Origin of the sequence: Pseudomonas sp. S8, from assembly GCF_050473925.1 — a bacterium.
Classification (GTDB): Bacteria; Pseudomonadota; Gammaproteobacteria; order Pseudomonadales; family Pseudomonadaceae; genus Aquipseudomonas; species Aquipseudomonas parakoreensis.
Genome location: NZ_JBFDVZ010000016.1, coordinates 2,973,081 through 2,989,591, shown reverse-complemented (window position 1 = coordinate 2,989,591; position 16,511 = coordinate 2,973,081). Strand labels below are relative to the sequence as shown.

Genomic DNA, 16,511 nt, shown 5'->3' with positions numbered 1-16,511 from the left:
CTCGTCCGAACGTACGCCGTAGAGCAATCGCTCTGATTTACTAACTTACAGGCACTGTACGACAGCTTGGAGTCAGCCGCCGTACGCAGGGTGCGCGCTTTTCAGGGATTCGCGGGTAGCAGGCAAGGAGGCGGGATAGATGGCCAGAGTGGTTCTGGAAATCGATACGCAGCTGTATCGGATGTTGAAAGCATCAGCCGAGGCCAATCAAGTCAGTCTCGAAGAGGAGTGCTGCCGACGTCTGGCGGGTGGTGAACGGCGTTCACGCTATTTACAGGCACTGGTGGCCGAATTGCGCGCCGAGGATGAGCAGCGGCGCGCCAATACCCGGTGATTACTTCTTCTTCGCCGGGGCTGCTTTCGGGCAATCGGAATCCTGATAGCTGGCCGAGCCGATGGCTTTGTTGGTTTTATATTCAGTGAAGTCGTAACGCATGACCGCGCCTTTGGCCATCAGCTTGCGGTACGACGGGTTATTGCACACCGAAGCACCCAGCTGGAAATACACCGCTTTTGGATCAGCGCGCATCTTTTCGGCGTGGCTGGCCTGTACGCTCAGGTGGTTGATCAGGGTGATGCCTTCAACGGTGTAGCCCTGATCGAGAATGTCTTCGTTGATCGCCCGTGGCGTACCAACGCTGCTTTGTTCGGCGATGTTGCGCAGTTCTTTGTTCAGATTCTGCTCTTTCAACGACGCCGCTTGTGCGCTGAAGGACAACGCCAGCGCGATGGCGGCGGTGGGAACGATTAGGCGCAGCATGAAACTCTCCTGATTCAGTGACTGGTGGTTCGACCAGCCCTGTGGCTGTGCGTTCAGTGGCGCCGGATTATAGGGGAGCCGGTCGGGACGGTACAGGTTTGCGCTCGCCGCTCTGGTAAACTGCCGGCCTTTATTACCTTGCCGAGTGCTGTGCGTGTCGAGTTTTCCTGCTGTGGTGCGTTGCCTGTGATCAAACATGCCCCCAACGCTGTAGCCCGTTTGCGCGACCAGCGCGAGGACGAGGGCATCAAGCCGATTCAGGCCCGAGGTTTTCGCTCCGAACGTTGCCGCGACTGCCGGGTGATCATCAGCCACTGCCTGTGCGCCTGGCGACCAACGGTCGAGTCCCGTTCCGGCGTGTGCCTGATCATGACCGGCAAGGAAGTGTTCAAACCGAGCAACACCGGCTGGCTGATTGCCGATGTGGTACGCGACAACCACGCGTTCATCTGGTCGCGCACCGAGCCTGACTCGCAGATGCTCGCGCTGCTCAACGACCCGCAATGGCAGCCGTACCTGGTATTTCCCGGCGAATACGTAGAACCGTCACGGGTGACCAACACCGTCGCCGTCGATAGCAGCAAGCGTCCGTTGTTCATTCTGCTGGATGCGACCTGGACCGAGGCGCGCAAGATCTTCCGCAAGAGTCCGTATTTCGATCGCTTGCCGATTCTCAGCCTGTTGCCCGACAGACTCTCGCGTTATCGCCTGCGTCGCTCCACCCGTAGCGAACACCTGTGCACCGCCGAAGTTGCGGCGTTGTGCCTCGAATTGGCGGGGGACAGCGACGCGGCCTCGGCACTGGACGCGTATTTCGATGTGTTCAGCCAGCATTACCTGGGCGCCAAACAACAGCTGGACATGAACGAGTCGACCCCGGCGCACGCCGAGTTGTTGCCTTATATACGAAAGCCGCAGGCAGTGTTGGCGCCATAGTGGCCCATACTTCACGCAGCGGCGGCCGTGCTGCTTGACCACCCCGGCTTCGCTGGGCATGCTTGGCGCCGATTAGGGTGCGGCCAAGGTTTGAAACGCCGTGTTTGCTTGTGATTGGCGTTGAACGTGCCCCTGTGGATAGCGCTGTGCAGCGCTCTCTTGAGTTGCTTTGGCGAGGCTCGAATGCGTCGGGTCTGCCATCAAAAAACAGGATCATTTGAATAATGGCCACATACGACATCCTGATTGCCGATGATCACCCTCTGTTTCGTAGCGCACTGCATCAAGCGGTGACGCTGGGCCTTGGCCCGGATGTACGACTGGTGGAGGTGGCGAGCATCGCCGAGCTGGAAGCACGCCTGACGGAAAAATCCGACTGGGATCTGGTCCTGCTGGACCTGAACATGCCCGGCGCGTTCGGCTTTTCCGGTCTGGTCATGCTGCGCGGTCAATATCCACAGATTCCAGTGGTGATGGTCTCGGCGCAGGAAGAAGCCTCGGTCATGGTCAAGTCCCGCGAGTTCGGTGCCAGTGGCTTTATTCCCAAGTCCAGCGACCTGAGCATGATCCAGCAAGCCGTGCGCAAGGTGCTCGATGGCGATGTGTTCTGGCCACCGCAGGCGTTCGAAGCGGTCAGCGTCTCCGCCGAAGCCAAAGCTGCCAGCGACGGCCTTGCCAGCCTTACCCCGCAACAGTTCCGCGTATTGACCATGGTCTGTGAAGGCCTGCTGAACAAGCAGATTGCCTATGAGCTGAACGTGTCCGAAGCGACCATCAAGGCTCACGTTACAGCGATCTTTCGCAAGTTGAACGTACGCACCCGGACACAGGCTGCATTACTTCTGCAACAACTTGAGTCAATTCCGAGCCAATAAAGGCTGGCGTCTTCACGCTTTTTTGACTTTTGTTGCTCTAGCTTTCCCACTCCTTTCTGGTTGGTTTTTACCTTATGTCACCTTTCAAGGGCCAGACCGGCCTGAAACGCATCCTCAACGCTTCCGGTTACTCGCTGGACGGCCTGCGCGCAGCCTTCACCGGCGAAGCGGCATTCCGCCAACTGGTGCTGCTCAATGTGGTGCTGATTCCGCTGACTTTCTTCCTGAATGTCAGCCGCGTCGAACAGGCAGTGCTGATCGCCGTCTGCCTGCTGGCGCTGATCGTCGAGTTGTTGAACTCGGCAGTAGAAGCGGCGATTGACCGCATTTCCCTGGAACTTCACCCACTGTCCAAGAATGCCAAGGACATGGGCAGCGCTGCGCAATTCGTAGCCCTGAGCATGATTGCCCTGGTGTGGGCGGTGATTCTGCTTTAAGCGATACTTGGCAAGACGATCTCGTCGCTGCGCTGCACCCCAGCGGTGAAAGCGCGGCACAGATCGAGAAATTCGCGCATGGCCGACGTCTGATATTTCTGCTTGTGCCAGATGAAGTAAAACTGCCGCGCCAGATCCAGATCCGGCGTTTCCACCGCCACCAGGCTGCCGCGCCGAAACGCATCGCGCAGCGCCAGCCGCGAAATACAGCCAATCCCCAATCCTGATTCCACCGCGCGTTTGATCGCTTCGGTGTGTTCCAGCTCCAGACGGATATTCAGTGCACTGCGATGGTGCCGCATGGCCTGATCGAACGTCAGTCGTGTGCCAGAGCCTTGTTCGCGCAGAATCCACGCTTCGTGCGTCAACTCTTCCATGGTCGCGCTGCCGCGTTTGGCCAACGGATGTTGCGGTGCGCAGAACACCACCAGCTCATCTTCGACCCAGCTCTGCACTTCGATGTCCGGATGGCTGCAGTCACCTTCGATTAGACCCAGATCAATTTCGTAGTGAGCGACTTGATGCACGATATTGGCCGTGTTCTGCACATGCAGCTTTACCTGGCTTTCGGGATGACGCTGCATGAAGCCGCCGATCAACAGGGTCGCCAGGTAATTGCCGATGGTCAGGGTGGCACCCACCGACAGTGAGCCGAAACCGGATTTGCCATTGAGCAGGTCTTCGATTTCCTTGGACTGATCAAGCAGGGCCACGGCTTGCGGCAGCAGCTGTTTGCCCAGCGCGTTGAGGCTCAGGCGTTTGCCGGCGCGGTCGAACAGCTGGCAGCTGGACTGGCGCTCCAGTTCGGTAATGGAGGTGCTTGCCGCCGATTGCGAGAGGTTGAGCAGGCCCGCAGCACGGGATACGCTTTCCTGCTGGGCGACGGCGACGAAGACTTGCAGTTGACGAAGAGTAAATCGCATATCGATATAACCGATAACCCTTATCTTAATAATCCAGTTAACAGATATTGTCGTCGCTATTAGAATGCGTTGCAATTGCGCACTGTCGGCCGCAAAGGCGAGCGCAGACCCAATATCCAGGAGTCCCACGTACATGAGCAACATGAACCACGAGCGTGTCCTCAGTGTTCATCACTGGAACGACACTCTGTTCAGCTTCAAGTGCACCCGCGATCCGGGCCTGCGCTTCGAGAACGGTCAGTTCGTGATGATCGGCCTGCAACAGCCAAATGGCCGCCCGCTTATGCGCGCTTACTCGATCGCCAGCCCGAACTGGGAAGAGCATCTCGAGTTCTTCAGCATCAAAGTGCCTGATGGTCCGCTGACTTCGCAGCTGCAGCACCTGAAGGAAGGCGACGAGATCATCATCTCGAAGAAGCCTACCGGCACCCTGGTACTGGACGACCTGAACCCGGGCAAGCACCTGTATCTGCTGAGCACCGGCACGGGTCTGGCGCCGTTCATGAGCGTGATTCAGGACCCGGAAACCTACGAGCGCTTTGAAAAAGTGATCCTGGTGCACGGCGTGCGCTACGTCAACGAAGTCGCCTATCGCGAGTTCATCACCGAGCACCTGCCGCAGAACGAGTTCTTCGGTGAAGCGCTGCGTGACAAGCTGATCTACTACCCGACCGTGACCCGCGAGCCGTTCGAGAACCAGGGCCGTCTGACCGATCTGATGCGCAGCGGCAAGCTGTTCAGCGACATCGGCCTGCCACCGATCAACCCGCAGGATGACCGCGCGATGATCTGCGGCAGCCCGAGCATGCTCGACGAGACCAGCGAAGTGCTCGACAGCTTCGGCCTGAAGATCTCGGCGCGGATGCGCGAGCCGGGTGATTACTTGATCGAGCGTGCGTTCGTCGAGAAGTAAGCCCCACGAAAAAGCCCCCATTGCCGGCGAAGGCAATGGGGGCTTTTTTATGCCCGAGATATTTCATTCCTGCCTGCCACAATCCATGTAGGAGCTGCCGAAGGCTGCGATCTTTTGATCTTGAAAAGGCAAAATCAAAAGATTGCAGCCTGCGGCAGCTCCTACATTGAGCGAGGTCTCAGGTGTTGGCCGGGATCACTTCCAGCACGCAAATCTGCTCCGGCGTCGGGTAATGCCAGCGCACGTCCAGATCCCAGAATTGCGCACCGTATTCGCGCTCCGGCGCCGGCGTCTGATACGCCGGGCGCGGATCCTGGGCCAGACACTGCTCGATCAACTCGACCAGTGGCTCGCCAAGGCGCTGAGCATGGCCGTGCGCCTGTTGCAGCGCGGCGTCCGTCCACTGCACGTCAATCAGCTGTGGCGCGGCGCTGGCGATGCTGTTGGAGGCTCCGGGGATGATATCGGCGTAAGGCACATAGGGTTTGATGTCGAGGATCGGCGTGCCGTCGAGCAGGTCGATGCCCGAGATGAACAGCCGATGTGCCTCGACCTTGTCCAGCTTTACCACCGACTGGCCGATGCCATTGGGACGGTGAGTGGCGCGGGTGGCGAACACGCCCATGGACTTGTTGCCACCCAGACGTGGTGGGCGCACTTTCAGGCGCGGTTTTTCTTCCAGCGCCTGATGAAACAGGAACAGCAGCCAGACATGGCTGACCTGCTCCAGCCCTTGCACCGCGTCACCCTGATCGAACGGCGCCACCAGCTCCAGCACGCCACGAGCGGCGGGTGCCAGTTGTGGCTGGCGCGGAATGGCGAACTTCTCCTTGAAGCAGGAGCGCACAAAACCAATGGGGGAGACGCTGTAAGTCATGTTGCGTGATCAGCCACGAACGCGCAGGGTCAGGCCCTTGAGGAAATTGCGCAGCAACTGGTCGCCGCACGGGCGGTAGTTGGTGTGGCCGACCTTGCGGAACAGCGCGCTCAGCTCAGGCTTGGACACCGGGAACTCGGCAGCCTTGAGGATCGCGTGCATGTCGTCTTCCTTCAGTTCGAAAGCCACGCGCAGCTTTTTCAGAATGATGTTGTTGGTCACCGGCACTTCGATCGGCTGCGGTGGACGACTTTCGTCCTTGCCACGCTTGAAGATCACCAGGCCATCGAGGAAGTGCGCCATGACCTCGTCCGGGCAGCGCACGAAGCCTTCTTCGTCTTCTTCTTTCTTGTCGAGGTACGCGACGACGTCTTTCAGCTCCACGTCCATGCCGCCGAGCTTGATGATCTCGATGACTTTCTTGTCGCTGATGTCGAGCATGTAGCGCACGCTGCGCAATACGTCGTTATGAATCATGTGGGTCATCCTGATAATCGTTGTGGGCAACGTGCAGGCACGCTGCCGGAATGTGTGGCGGCAACAGAGGTGTCAGAACTTCTCTTTGCCGGACAGGTAGCGCCATTGGCCCACCGGAACCTTGCCGATCGACACGCCGCCGATGCGGATGCGGCGAATGCCGACGACCTTCAGGCCAACCGCTTCGCAGAACTGCGCGATGATCCCCGGCTGCGGGTTCTTCATGGCGAAGCGCAGGCGGTTTTCGTTCTGCCAGCTGGCCTTGACCGGCGGCAGCTCCTTGCCCTTGTGGGTCAGACCATGCTGCAGGCGATTGAGGCCGTGGGCAACCATGTCGCCTTCGACCTCGACCACGTATTCCTGCTCGATCTTGGCCGCATCGGCAGTCAGTTTGCGCAGCACTTTCCAGTCCTGGGTGAATACCAGCAGGCCACTGGCCTTGGGCTGCAGGTCGGCGCTGGCGGTCAGGCGCAGGAAGTGCCCGCGCAACGGACGTTTGCCGTAGCGGTGCTCTTCGCTGAGGGTGTCGGCGCTGAGCGATTGCATGGCGGTGTCGACGTCCATGCCGGCCGGCACGTTGAGCAGAATCGTGACCGGCTCCGGCGCGGTGGCCTTGGCGTCCTTGTCGAGTTCGACCTTCTGGTCGCCGACCTTGAACTGCGGTTCGTCGATCACTTCGCCGTCCACGGTGACCCAGCCGCCCTCAATGAACAGCTCGGCCTCCCGGCGGGAGCAACCGACCAGTTCGATGAGGCGTTTGGAGAGGCGAATCGGGTCAGTCATGACAGGGCCGTAACAAAAAAGGGGTGGGCATTGTACCTGCCTGGCGCCGGTTAAGCCCGGTTCCATTTGTAGGAGCTGCCGAAGGCTGCGATCTTTTGATCTTCACAAAGCAAAAGATCGCAGCCTTCGGCAGCTCCTACAGTGGGATTGTGGTGAGTCAGGCATGGCTTGAGCGCTGCTGGTTCTGGCGCAAGCGCATATGCAGCAGCGGATATGGCTGGCCCATGCCGTCGACTTCCGAGCGGCCGATCACTTCAAAACCCTGTTTGAAGTAAAACCCCAGCGCCTGCGGGTTCTGTTCGTTGACGTCCAGTTCATCGGCATTCAGATGTTGCATGGCGTAGTTGAGCAGTTTCTTGCCCAAACCCTGGCCGCGATGCTCGGGATCGATGAACAGCATTTCGATCTTGCCCGCCGCCACGCCGGCAAACCCGGTGATGCGCTGGTTGGCGTCCTTGGTACAGATCAACATCACCGCGTCCAGGTAACGGGTGAGCACCAGATTGCGCAGCAATTCGATGTAGCTGTCCGGCAGAAAGTCATGGGTCGCGCGGACCGAGGCCTCCCAGACCCGGGTCAGTTCCTGATAGTCGCTGAGTTTCGGCGTGTGAATGACCGAATGCTGACGCATGCCCGTCGCCTCTTTCCAGTGGATAAGCGGGATTCCTTCCCACAGCAAACAATAGCCGTAAAAAAGCCCCGCATCTCGTAAAAAGAGCGGGGCTTTTGATATCTGCGCATTCCCTGTAGGAGCTGTCGAGTGAAACGAGGCTGCGATCTTTTCAAGATCAAAAGATCGCAGCCTTTGGCATCTCCTACAGTGGCTACTGCGTCAAATCTGTTCAGCCCACAGATCGTATTCGTCAGCGTCAGTCACCTTGCACCAGACCTTGTCGCCCGGCTTGAGGTTGCTGCCGTTGTCGATGAACACGTTGCCGTCGATTTCCGGGGCATCGAAGAAGCAGCGGCCGACGGCGCCTTGCTCGTCGACTTCGTCCACCAGCACTTCGATCTCGCGGCCAATGCGCATTTGCAGGCGTGCCGAGCTGATTGCCTGCTGGTGCGCCATGAAGCGCTCCCAACGGTCTTGCTTGACGTCGTCTGGGACCACTTCCAGGTCCAGGTCATTGGCCGGTGCGCCATCGACTGGCGAGTACTGGAAGCAACCGACGCGGTCGAGCTGGGCTTCGGTCAGCCAGTTCAGCAGATACTGGAAGTCTTCCTCGGTTTCGCCCGGGAAGCCGACGATGAAGGTCGAACGGATGATCAGGTCCGGGCAGATTTCGCGCCAGTTCTTGATCCGCGCCAGGGTCTTGTCTTCGAACGCCGGGCGTTTCATCGACTTCAGGACTTTCGGGCTGGCGTGCTGGAACGGGATGTCCAGGTACGGCAGGATCTTGCCGGCGGCCATCAGTGGGATCAGCTCGTCAACGTGCGGGTACGGGTAAACGTAGTGCAGACGCACCCACACGCCCAAGGTGCTCAGCGCTTCGCAGAGTTCGGTCATGCGGGTTTTCACCGGCGCGCCGTTCCAGAAACCGGTGCGGTATTTCACGTCGACGCCGTAGGCGCTGGTGTCTTGCGAAATCACCAGCAGCTCTTTGACGCCGGATTTGACCAGACGCTGGGCTTCGTCGAGCACGTCGCCGACCGGACGGCTGACCAGTTTGCCGCGCATCGACGGAATGATGCAGAAGCTGCAGCTGTGGTTGCAGCCTTCGGAGATCTTCAGGTACGCGTAGTGGCGCGGAGTCAGCTTTATGCCTTGCGGCGGCACCAGGTCGATCAGCGGGTTGTGATCCTGACGCGGCGGCACCACTTCGTGCACCGCGTTGACCACTTGCTCGTACTGCTGCGGACCGGTTACGGCCAGCACGCTCGGGTGTACGTCGCGGATGTTGCCTTCTTCCACGCCCATGCAACCGGTGACGATGACCTTGCCGTTTTCCTTGATCGCTTCACCGATCACTTCCAGCGACTCAGCCTTGGCCGAGTCGATGAAACCGCAGGTGTTGACCACCACCACGTCGGCGTCCTGGTAGGTGGACACCACGTCATAGCCTTCCATACGCAGCTGGGTCAGGATGCGCTCGGAGTCGACCAGTGCTTTCGGGCAACCCAGAGATACGAAGCCAACCTTTGGATTGGCCGGCGCAGGAGTGGTGGACATGTCTAACCTCGGTGTTTTGTGACGTCGCTTGCCGTGTGGGAAAGCCGACGGATGGGCGCTCAGGGTGCGCCTCTGATCAAAAAGTGCGCAATTCTAGCGATGAGCAACGCACTTGACCAGCTTTATGCAGGGAAATACGACGAGTGCTGCGCTATGCTTCGCGCCGTTGAGCTTTACCGTTTTTTTACAGTCAACAAAACGACTGTAACAACAGGTAAAACAGCGCATGCTGCACCACAAAGCATAGTGCTTCATTCAAAGAAGCCGGTTCGAGAATCAGGAGTGTTGGATGGGTCAGGCAAGTAGTCAGGCGGCGGGCGCCGAGCATTCGGCTGCAAAACCGCTGAGCATGCTGGTCGCGGCAGTCGGGGTAGTTTACGGCGACATCGGCACGAGCCCGTTGTACACCCTCAAAGAAGTATTCGCCGGTCATTATGGGGTGCCGGTCAATCACGACGGCGTCTTCGGGATTCTGGCATTGATATTCTGGTCGCTGATCTGGGTCGTTACGATCAAGTACGTGTTGTTCGTCTTGCGGGCCGACAACCAGGGCGAAGGGGGGATCATGGCGCTGACCGCCCTGGCGCGACGCGCATCCAGCCGCTATCCCAAATTGCAGGCGGTGCTGGTGATCCTGGGATTGATCGGTGCCGCACTGTTTTACGGCGACAGCATGATCACCCCGGCGATTTCCGTATTGTCGGCGGTGGAAGGTCTGGAGCTGGCATTCGATGGCCTGGAGCGCTGGGTGGTGCCGATGGCGCTGGTGGTCCTGGTCGGACTGTTCCTGATCCAGAAGCATGGCACCGATCGCATTGGCAAGCTGTTTGGTCCGGTGATGGTGGCGTGGTTCCTGGTGCTGGGCGGTCTGGGTGTCAGCGGGATCGTTCGACACCCTGAAGTATTGAGCGCGCTGAACCCGATCTGGGGCGTGCGATTCTTCATCGTGCATCCGGGCATGGGCGTGGCGATTCTCGGCGCGGTAGTGCTGGCATTGACCGGCGCCGAAGCACTGTACGCCGACATGGGCCACTTCGGGCGCAAGCCGATTGCCCGCGCCTGGCTGGCGCTGGTACTTCCGGCACTGGTGCTGAATTACTTCGGTCAGGGCGCGTTGCTCCTGGAGAACCCGGAAGCGGCGCGTAACCCGTTCTACCTGCTGGCGCCGAACTGGGCACTGGTGCCTTTGGTGGTGCTGGCAACCCTGGCCACGGTGATTGCTTCGCAAGCGGTGATTTCCGGTGCGTTTTCGTTGACCCGTCAAGCAATTCAGCTTGGCTACATCCCGCGCATGCACATTCAGCACACCTCCAGTGCCGAACAGGGGCAGATCTATATTGGTGCGGTGAACTGGGCGCTGATGGTCGGCGTGATCCTGCTGGTGATCGGTTTCGAGTCCTCCGGCGCATTGGCGTCTGCCTATGGCGTGGCGGTGACGGGCACCATGCTGATCACCAGTATTCTGGTGGCGGCGGTGATCTTGCTGCTATGGAAATGGCCACCACTGCTGGCCGTGCCGATTCTGGTCGGCTTCCTGCTGGTCGATGGCATGTTCTTCGCGGCCAACGTGCCGAAAATCATTCAGGGCGGTGCCTTCCCGGTACTGGCGGGGATCGTGCTGTTCATCCTGATGACCACCTGGAAGCGCGGCAAAGAGCTGTTGGTCGATCGGCTGGACGAAGGCGCGTTGCCGCTGCCGATCTTCATCAGCAGCATCCGCGTGCAACCACCGCACCGCGTGCAGGGCACCGCGGTGTTCCTCACCGCGCGCTCCGACGCCGTACCCCACGCGTTGTTGCACAACCTGCTGCACAACCAGGTATTGCACGAGCAAGTGGTGCTGCTGACCGTGGTCTACGAAGACATCCCGCGCGTGCCGCCATCGCGGCGCTTCGAAGTCGAAGCTCACGGCGAAGGCTTCTTCCGGGTGATCCTGCACTTCGGCTTCACCGACGAGCCGGACGTGCCGCAGGCACTGAAGCTATGCCATCTGGATGATCTGGACTTCAGCCCGATGCGCACCACCTACTTCCTCAGCCGCGAAACGGTGATTGCCTCGAAACTCGAAGGCATGGCCCGTTGGCGTGAGGCGCTGTTTGCGTTCATGTTGAAGAATGCCAACGGCAACCTGCGGTTCTTTAATCTGCCGCTGAACCGGGTGATTGAGTTGGGGACGCAGGTGGAGATGTAGCTGCACCCTAACTGAAAAGCCCCCGTCAGCTTCAACGCTGGCGGGGGCTTTTTTGTGCCCGCACATAAACCTCAAGTCCACCACCAATCCTCTGTGGGAGCTGGCTTGCCAGCGATGAGTCCGGCACATCAAGAATCAATGTCGACTGACTCACCGTCATCGCTGGCAAGCCAGCTCCTGCAAGGTTATGAGGTGCATTCAGGCAGATCGGCTTCGGATTCGGTTATCGTCCGCGCAGGTCGTGGGCACTAAACATCGGGCACATGATTCCCTGTGGGAGCGAGCCTGCTCGCGAGGGCGTAGTGTCAGTCGACGAATCTGTTAACGGACTTACCGCTTCGCGAGCAGGCTCGCTCCCACAGAGGATTCTGACGGCAGCTGAAATGTAAAAAGCCCCCGCAACCATGAGGCTGCGGGGGCTTTTCGTTTTGCCGGTTCAGATCACTCCGCCGGCTGATCCTTGCTCTGACGCTTCTCGATCAAGTCCACCAACCGCTTGGCCAGCGCCGGGTAATTCTCGTCGAAGTGGTGGCCGCCGGGCAGTTTCACCGCTTCGCCCACCGCAGTCTTGTCGGTGCAGCCGCTCTCGTCGGTCTCTTCGGCGCCGTAGATGCACACCACTTTGGCGGCGGGCAGCTTGGCCATTTCCGGGCCGGTGGCGGCTTCTTTGCCGGCGTTGCCGAGCCAGCCTTCGACTTCGATTTCGAAGCTGCCGGTGCGGGCGAAGGCCAGCAGGATGATGGCGTCGACGCGTTGCTGCTCGGTGTCTGGCAGGCGGTTGTAGATCGCTGGCAGGACGTCGGCACCGAACGAGTAACCGGTCAGGATGAAGCGCTTGGTGCCCCATTTCTGCCGGTAGTGCTGCATCAGTTCGGTCAGATCCAGTGCGCTTTGCTCCGGGCTCTTGTGCTGCCAGTAGTAGCGCAGGGTATCGATGCCGACCACCGGGTAACCGATCTTGGCCATCTCGCCGGCCACGTCGCGGTCGAGGTCGCGCCAGCCGCCGTCACCGGAAAGGAACAGGGTCACGGTGTCCTTGGCTTGACCGGCTGGCACTTCAACCACCGGGATCGCCAGACCACCATTGGCCTTGTCGCCGCCGACGAGGATTTTGCGCAGCTCGTTGTTCAGCACTTGCGGCAGGTTGATGTCGTAGTCGCTGATGCTGGTTTCGGCGTTCGGTTGATCGCGCACGAAACCGGCGCTGGTGTCGTCCGGGTTGTCGTTCCATGCCGCCAGCCAGTGGCCGTGGGCGGCAGATTTCGGCAGCAGGTGGGTGCATCCAGGTTTTTCCAGGGCCAGGTCGACCGAGATCGCCTGGGCCTTGTCGTCCTTCTGCTCGGACAACCAGCGCCAGGCCAGCACCGCGCCAGGGCCGATACCGCTGACCAGCGTGGCCGGGCCATTCAGTTCGCGCAGGCCGGTTTGCAGGGCGCGGCTCTGTTGCAGGCAGTCCTTGGGCAGAATCACCTGAACGATCTGCGCCGAGGCGCTGCGGCTCAGTGTGCTCAATTGGTTGTCGGTCAGCTTCTGGTCGTCATTGACCGCGACCAGCACCTGAGCCTTGGGCTGGGTGCCGGGAATGACGCGGGTCATGACCGTGCCGTCGGCAGCCGTCAGTGGTTGCAGTGTCGGTTGCGGTGCCGGGCGTTTGAGGTACCAGTAACCGCCGCCGGCAATCACGGCCAGCACGATCAGTGCGGCCAGGATGTACTTCAGGGAGCGTTGAATCATCAGCGTTTCACCAATCCAGTCAAGCCGCCCGCGATCAGGGCAGCAGTATCGGCCAGCGCCACCAGCGGATCGAGTCCGGCGGGCACTGCCATATAACGGGGTTCCCAGTCAGGCTGGAACTTGTCTTTGAAGCGGCGCAAGCCTTGGAAATTGTACAGCTGCTCACCACGGCGGAAGACCATCGAGCCCAGACGCTGGGTCAGCGGTGCACCTCGCCGGGGTTGCAACCCCGACAACGGCACCATGCCCAGGCTGAAGCGCGCGTATCCGTGACTCTTATAGTGTTGAATCAAGCCGACCATGAGGAACTCCATGGTCAGCTTGGGGGCGTCCGGGTGCGAGCGCATCAGATCGAGACTGGCCAGGTCATGGCTGTAAGTCTCGAGCAGGTTGGCGAACGCCACCGGGCGGCCCTCGAAGCGAATCACCGCAATGCGGAAATGCTTCAGATAATCGTCGCTGAAACGGCCAAGGGAGAAGCCTTTCTCGCGCACGTTCTTGCCGGTCAGCCACGCATCGGAAATCACTTTCAACTCATCCATCGGCGCCTGGCCCGGCTCATGGATTTCCAGCGACAGACCGTCGCGGGTGCCACGGTTCCAGGTGTAGCGCAGGTCCTTCATCTCCTTGCCCTTGGCTTCCAGGTCAAAGCGATGCAGATCGACCCGGGCTTCTTCGCCGAGCTTGATCGCGGTCAGGCCGATGTCCATGTAGTACGGCAGGTTCTCGGCGCGCACCTGATAGAACACCGGACGGGTGTGATGGATGTCGCACAGGTCGCGGAACTGCCAGATCATCTCGGCACGCTGCTGGCCGGGGCCGATCGGGTCGTACAGCGCCACCAGGCTGCGGCCGCGACGGGCGTACATCAGGAACGCCTCGTCGTTGGGGTGAAACAGCAGCGCCTTGTCACCGGTCAGGGCGAGGCCGCCATCGGGTTGCGACGAGGCCATCAGGATTTTCGCGGCGCGATCCAGTTCGTCCGGGGTCGGCAGGTGGATCACCGGGCGCGCGGTGCGCAGCAGCCAGGTCAGGGCGATCACCAGCAACAGCACCGCCGCGCCGAGCAGCGAGCGCAGGCCGCGCGGGGCGTCAGCGTCGAGGGTAAACTGCCACCACAGTTGATGGCTGTACGGCACGTCCTGATAGGCGAACAGCAGCAGCCAGGTCGAAGCGCCCAATACACACAGGCTGGCCACCAGATACAGCGGCGAGAACGGCAGTTCGGTCAGTCGACTCGGACGATAGAACGAACGACGGAACACCCCCAGCAGCGCCGCGGTGAGTGTCATCAGCGTGGCTTCTTCCCAGTCGAAGCCTTTGAGCAGCGAGAGCAGGGCGCCGACCAGCAACAGAATGGTGGTCAGCATCCACGCGGCTGACAGGCGACGGCGCAGGCCCTGCGCCAGCATCAGGCACAGCACACCGATCAGGCTGGCGCCGAAGTGCGAGGCGTCGACCAGGCGATGCGGAATCAGAAAACCGATGTGTTCAAGACGCGTGTCGATCTCCGGGGTCGCGCCGGAAAACAGCAGCACCACGCCGGACAGAAACACCAGCACCGCCAGAATCGGCGCGGCCAGACCGGACGCTGCGCGCATGGTCTGGGTCTGGAACAGGCGCTGGCCTTCGTTGATTAGCAAAAACAGGCAGGCCACCAGCAGCGGCAGCACCACATAGATCAGGCGATACAGCAGCAGCGCGGCGGCGAGTGGCGCGGCCCCGAGGGTATCGGCGAACGCGGCGAGCAGGATCGCTTCGAAGACCCCGACACCTCCCGGTACATGGCTGAGTACGCCAGCGGCCAGGGCCAGCAGGTACACCAGCAGGAAGGCGCCGAACGGCGGGGCTTCCGGCAGCAGCAGATAGAGCACGGTGGCCGCTGCGGCGACGTCGAGGGCGGTGATGATCAGTTGCAGGAAGGTCAGGCGTCGGCCCGGCAGGCGCAATGTGCGGCGACCGACCCTGACCAGCAGGTTGTCGCGGTATGGCTGCTCCGGCAGGCGGCGGCGATAGATGCCGACGGCCAGAATCGCGCCAAGCCCCAGCACCACCGCGGCGATCGTGCCGAGCAGGCCTTCTGACAAACCCAATGCAGTGGAGGCGGCGGGCAGATCGCTCAGGGTCGCGAGGGCGGCCAGCGGAGGCAGGGCGCAACCCAGCGACAGGCTGGCGAACAGCGTCATGTGCGCGACTTCCGATGCCCCCAGACCATGTCGTGCATATAAACGGTAGCGCACCGAGCCGCCGGACAGCAGCGACAGGCCGATGGCGTTGCCAATCGCAAATGCGGTGAAGCCACCCAGCGCCAGAGTGCGCGGCGGCAGTGTCACGCCGGCATAGCGGCTGGCCGACCATTCATAGCCGAGCAATATGATGAAGCCGACCACCGTCGCACTCACGGCTCCCAGCAGGGCCGGTTTCGGCACGGCCAGGATCGAGTCATGCAGGGCGTAGAGATCGAGTTCGCTCAGCAGATGGCGGCAGGCAATCAGCGCAATGGCAAACAGCAGCAACGTGACCGCCAGACCGATCGGCTGGCGATATTTGCTCAACCGATCCAGCAAGCGCAGGCGCTCGGGTTTGATCGGATGTTCTGCTGTGACGGTGTCTTGTGAATCAGACGAGTTGGCGCGCATCAATCACCTCTTGGATTGTGCGCGACAGGATGGAGGTATCCAGCCAAGTTACCAATCCCTGTAGAAAAAAATAATCACAAAATACTACGCCTCTCATCCGGGATCGGCGAGGGCGGGTCATGGATTGCAGACGTCTTGCCTGCGACTCAAGCATAGTCGCAACTGGGCGGGTCTGATGATCCTGAGCGTTTCACTGCAGCGTGACAGATCATTGTTGCGAAAGGACTTTTTCCACAGATACAAAAAAGGCCACTCTTTCGAGCAGCCTTTTTTGATGTTTGGTTGCGGGAGCCGGATTTGAACCGACGACCTTCGGGTTATGAGCCCGACGAGCTACCAGACTGCTCCATCCCGCGTCTGTGTGGCGGCATTCTACAGGCGAACGGCGAGGTGTCAACCGCTAATCCCGTAAAGGGTCAAATAAGTGTGAATTTGCGTCAAACGGTCGCAGCGCAACGGTAAGTTTCGGAAATGCAACGAATTCCTGTTTGCTCGACTGCGCGTTGATTGAAAAACAGACGCGCACAAAAAAGGCCACTCTTTCGAGTAGCCTTTTTTGATGTTTGGTTGCGGGAGCCGGATTTGAACCGACGACCTTCGGGTTATGAGCCCGACGAGCTACCAGACTGCTCCATCCCGCGTCTGTGTGGCGGCATTCTACAGAGGATCACCGGAGTGTCAACCTTGAATCTGGATAAATCTGTTCCTGTTCAATCGCTTAGCGCTTTTTGCAGGGCGGGAGAAGGGACGCAGGGCAGGTGGGACGAGGCTTTCAGCTCTATCGGCCAATGATTTT

At 60.2% G+C, this 16,511-nt stretch carries 15 protein-coding genes and 2 tRNA genes; 6 read left to right on the top strand and 11 right to left on the bottom strand.

Translation table 11 applies throughout. The features are described from left to right. Window positions 1–139: 139 nt before the first annotated feature. Complete coding sequence (locus AB1J88_RS14660) at window positions 140–334, top strand: hypothetical protein (RefSeq protein WP_041072222.1); 195 nt, start codon at window positions 140–142, stop codon at window positions 332–334. Here AB1J88_RS14660 and AB1J88_RS14655 read toward each other — a convergent pair whose 3' ends face one another. Then, a complete protein-coding gene (locus AB1J88_RS14655) occupies window positions 335–760 on the bottom strand; it encodes a PA3611 family quorum-sensing-regulated virulence factor (protein WP_041072220.1) in 426 nt (141 codons plus the stop codon). A 189-nt stretch (window positions 761–949) separates the two neighbouring features. Between AB1J88_RS14655 and AB1J88_RS14650 the strand changes: the two genes are divergently transcribed. The 3 genes from AB1J88_RS14650 (at window position 950) to AB1J88_RS14640 (ending at window position 3,008) form a co-directional block, all read left to right on the top strand. Beyond that, a complete protein-coding gene (locus tag AB1J88_RS14650; RefSeq protein WP_262948024.1) occupies window positions 950–1,696 on the top strand; it encodes a tRNA-uridine aminocarboxypropyltransferase in 747 nt (248 codons plus the stop codon). A 224-nt stretch (window positions 1,697–1,920) separates the two neighbouring features. Then, window positions 1,921–2,571 (top strand): response regulator transcription factor ErdR, encoded by a 651-nt coding sequence (gene erdR / locus AB1J88_RS14645; RefSeq protein ID WP_041072218.1) that lies wholly within the window; start codon window positions 1,921–1,923, stop codon window positions 2,569–2,571. A gap of 74 nt (window positions 2,572–2,645) precedes the next feature. After that, window positions 2,646–3,008 carry a diacylglycerol kinase gene (locus tag AB1J88_RS14640; protein WP_042607041.1) on the top strand — a complete coding sequence of 121 codons (363 nt, stop codon included), beginning with the start codon at window positions 2,646–2,648 and terminating at the stop codon, window positions 3,006–3,008. Here the strand turns inward: AB1J88_RS14640 and AB1J88_RS14635 are convergent. Continuing rightward, window positions 3,005–3,931: a LysR family transcriptional regulator gene (locus AB1J88_RS14635; protein WP_007964377.1), complete on the bottom strand. Its 927-nt coding sequence runs from the start codon at window positions 3,929–3,931 to the stop codon at window positions 3,005–3,007. The two genes, AB1J88_RS14640 and AB1J88_RS14635, sit on opposite strands and share 4 nt — an antisense overlap. A 133-nt stretch (window positions 3,932–4,064) precedes the next feature. On the opposite strand from AB1J88_RS14635, the gene fpr reads away from it, so the two are divergent. Further along, the gene (gene fpr / locus AB1J88_RS14630) at window positions 4,065–4,844 is read left to right on the top strand and encodes a ferredoxin-NADP reductase (RefSeq protein ID WP_003222277.1); all 780 of its coding nucleotides are present in this window, start codon (window positions 4,065–4,067) and stop codon (window positions 4,842–4,844) included. 178 nt (window positions 4,845–5,022) lie between these two features. On the opposite strand, the gene tsaA is transcribed toward fpr, so the two are convergent. From tsaA to rimO, 5 genes are all read right to left on the bottom strand, one after another. Further along, complete coding sequence (tsaA, locus tag AB1J88_RS14625) at window positions 5,023–5,721, bottom strand: tRNA (N6-threonylcarbamoyladenosine(37)-N6)-methyltransferase TrmO (protein ID WP_430291335.1); 699 nt, start codon at window positions 5,719–5,721, stop codon at window positions 5,023–5,025. 9 nt (window positions 5,722–5,730) lie between these two features. Then, window positions 5,731–6,198: a DUF1456 family protein gene (locus AB1J88_RS14620; protein WP_108181863.1), complete on the bottom strand. Its 468-nt coding sequence runs from the start codon at window positions 6,196–6,198 to the stop codon at window positions 5,731–5,733. Between the two features lie 72 nt (window positions 6,199–6,270). Beyond that, on the bottom strand, window positions 6,271–6,981 hold the full coding sequence (locus AB1J88_RS14615; RefSeq protein ID WP_047291998.1) for an rRNA pseudouridine synthase: 711 nt from the start codon (window positions 6,979–6,981) through the stop codon (window positions 6,271–6,273). A gap of 157 nt (window positions 6,982–7,138) precedes the next feature. Further along, a complete protein-coding gene (locus AB1J88_RS14610; protein ID WP_108181865.1) occupies window positions 7,139–7,612 on the bottom strand; it encodes a GNAT family N-acetyltransferase in 474 nt (157 codons plus the stop codon). 201 nt (window positions 7,613–7,813) lie between these two features. Then, a complete protein-coding gene (gene rimO / locus AB1J88_RS14605) occupies window positions 7,814–9,151 on the bottom strand; it encodes a 30S ribosomal protein S12 methylthiotransferase RimO (RefSeq protein ID WP_024011887.1) in 1,338 nt (445 codons plus the stop codon). 349 nt (window positions 9,152–9,500) lie between these two features. Between rimO and AB1J88_RS14600 the strand changes: the two genes are divergently transcribed. Then, complete coding sequence (locus tag AB1J88_RS14600; protein WP_371260436.1) at window positions 9,501–11,342, top strand: potassium transporter Kup; 1,842 nt, start codon at window positions 9,501–9,503, stop codon at window positions 11,340–11,342. A gap of 441 nt (window positions 11,343–11,783) precedes the next feature. On the opposite strand, the gene AB1J88_RS14595 is transcribed toward AB1J88_RS14600, so the two are convergent. From AB1J88_RS14595 to AB1J88_RS14580, 4 genes are all read right to left on the bottom strand, one after another. Further along, a complete protein-coding gene (locus AB1J88_RS14595) occupies window positions 11,784–13,076 on the bottom strand; it encodes a virulence factor family protein (RefSeq protein ID WP_430291334.1) in 1,293 nt (430 codons plus the stop codon). Further along, a complete protein-coding gene (mprF, locus tag AB1J88_RS14590) occupies window positions 13,076–15,715 on the bottom strand; it encodes a bifunctional lysylphosphatidylglycerol flippase/synthetase MprF (RefSeq protein WP_430291333.1) in 2,640 nt (879 codons plus the stop codon). Before mprF ends, AB1J88_RS14595 begins: the two co-directional genes overlap by 1 nt. Window positions 15,716–15,994: 279 nt before the next feature. Further along, window positions 15,995–16,071, bottom strand: a tRNA-Met gene (locus tag AB1J88_RS14585). Between the two features lie 208 nt (window positions 16,072–16,279). Then, window positions 16,280–16,356: transfer RNA gene (locus AB1J88_RS14580), tRNA-Met, on the bottom strand. Window positions 16,357–16,511: the final 155 nt, after the last annotated feature.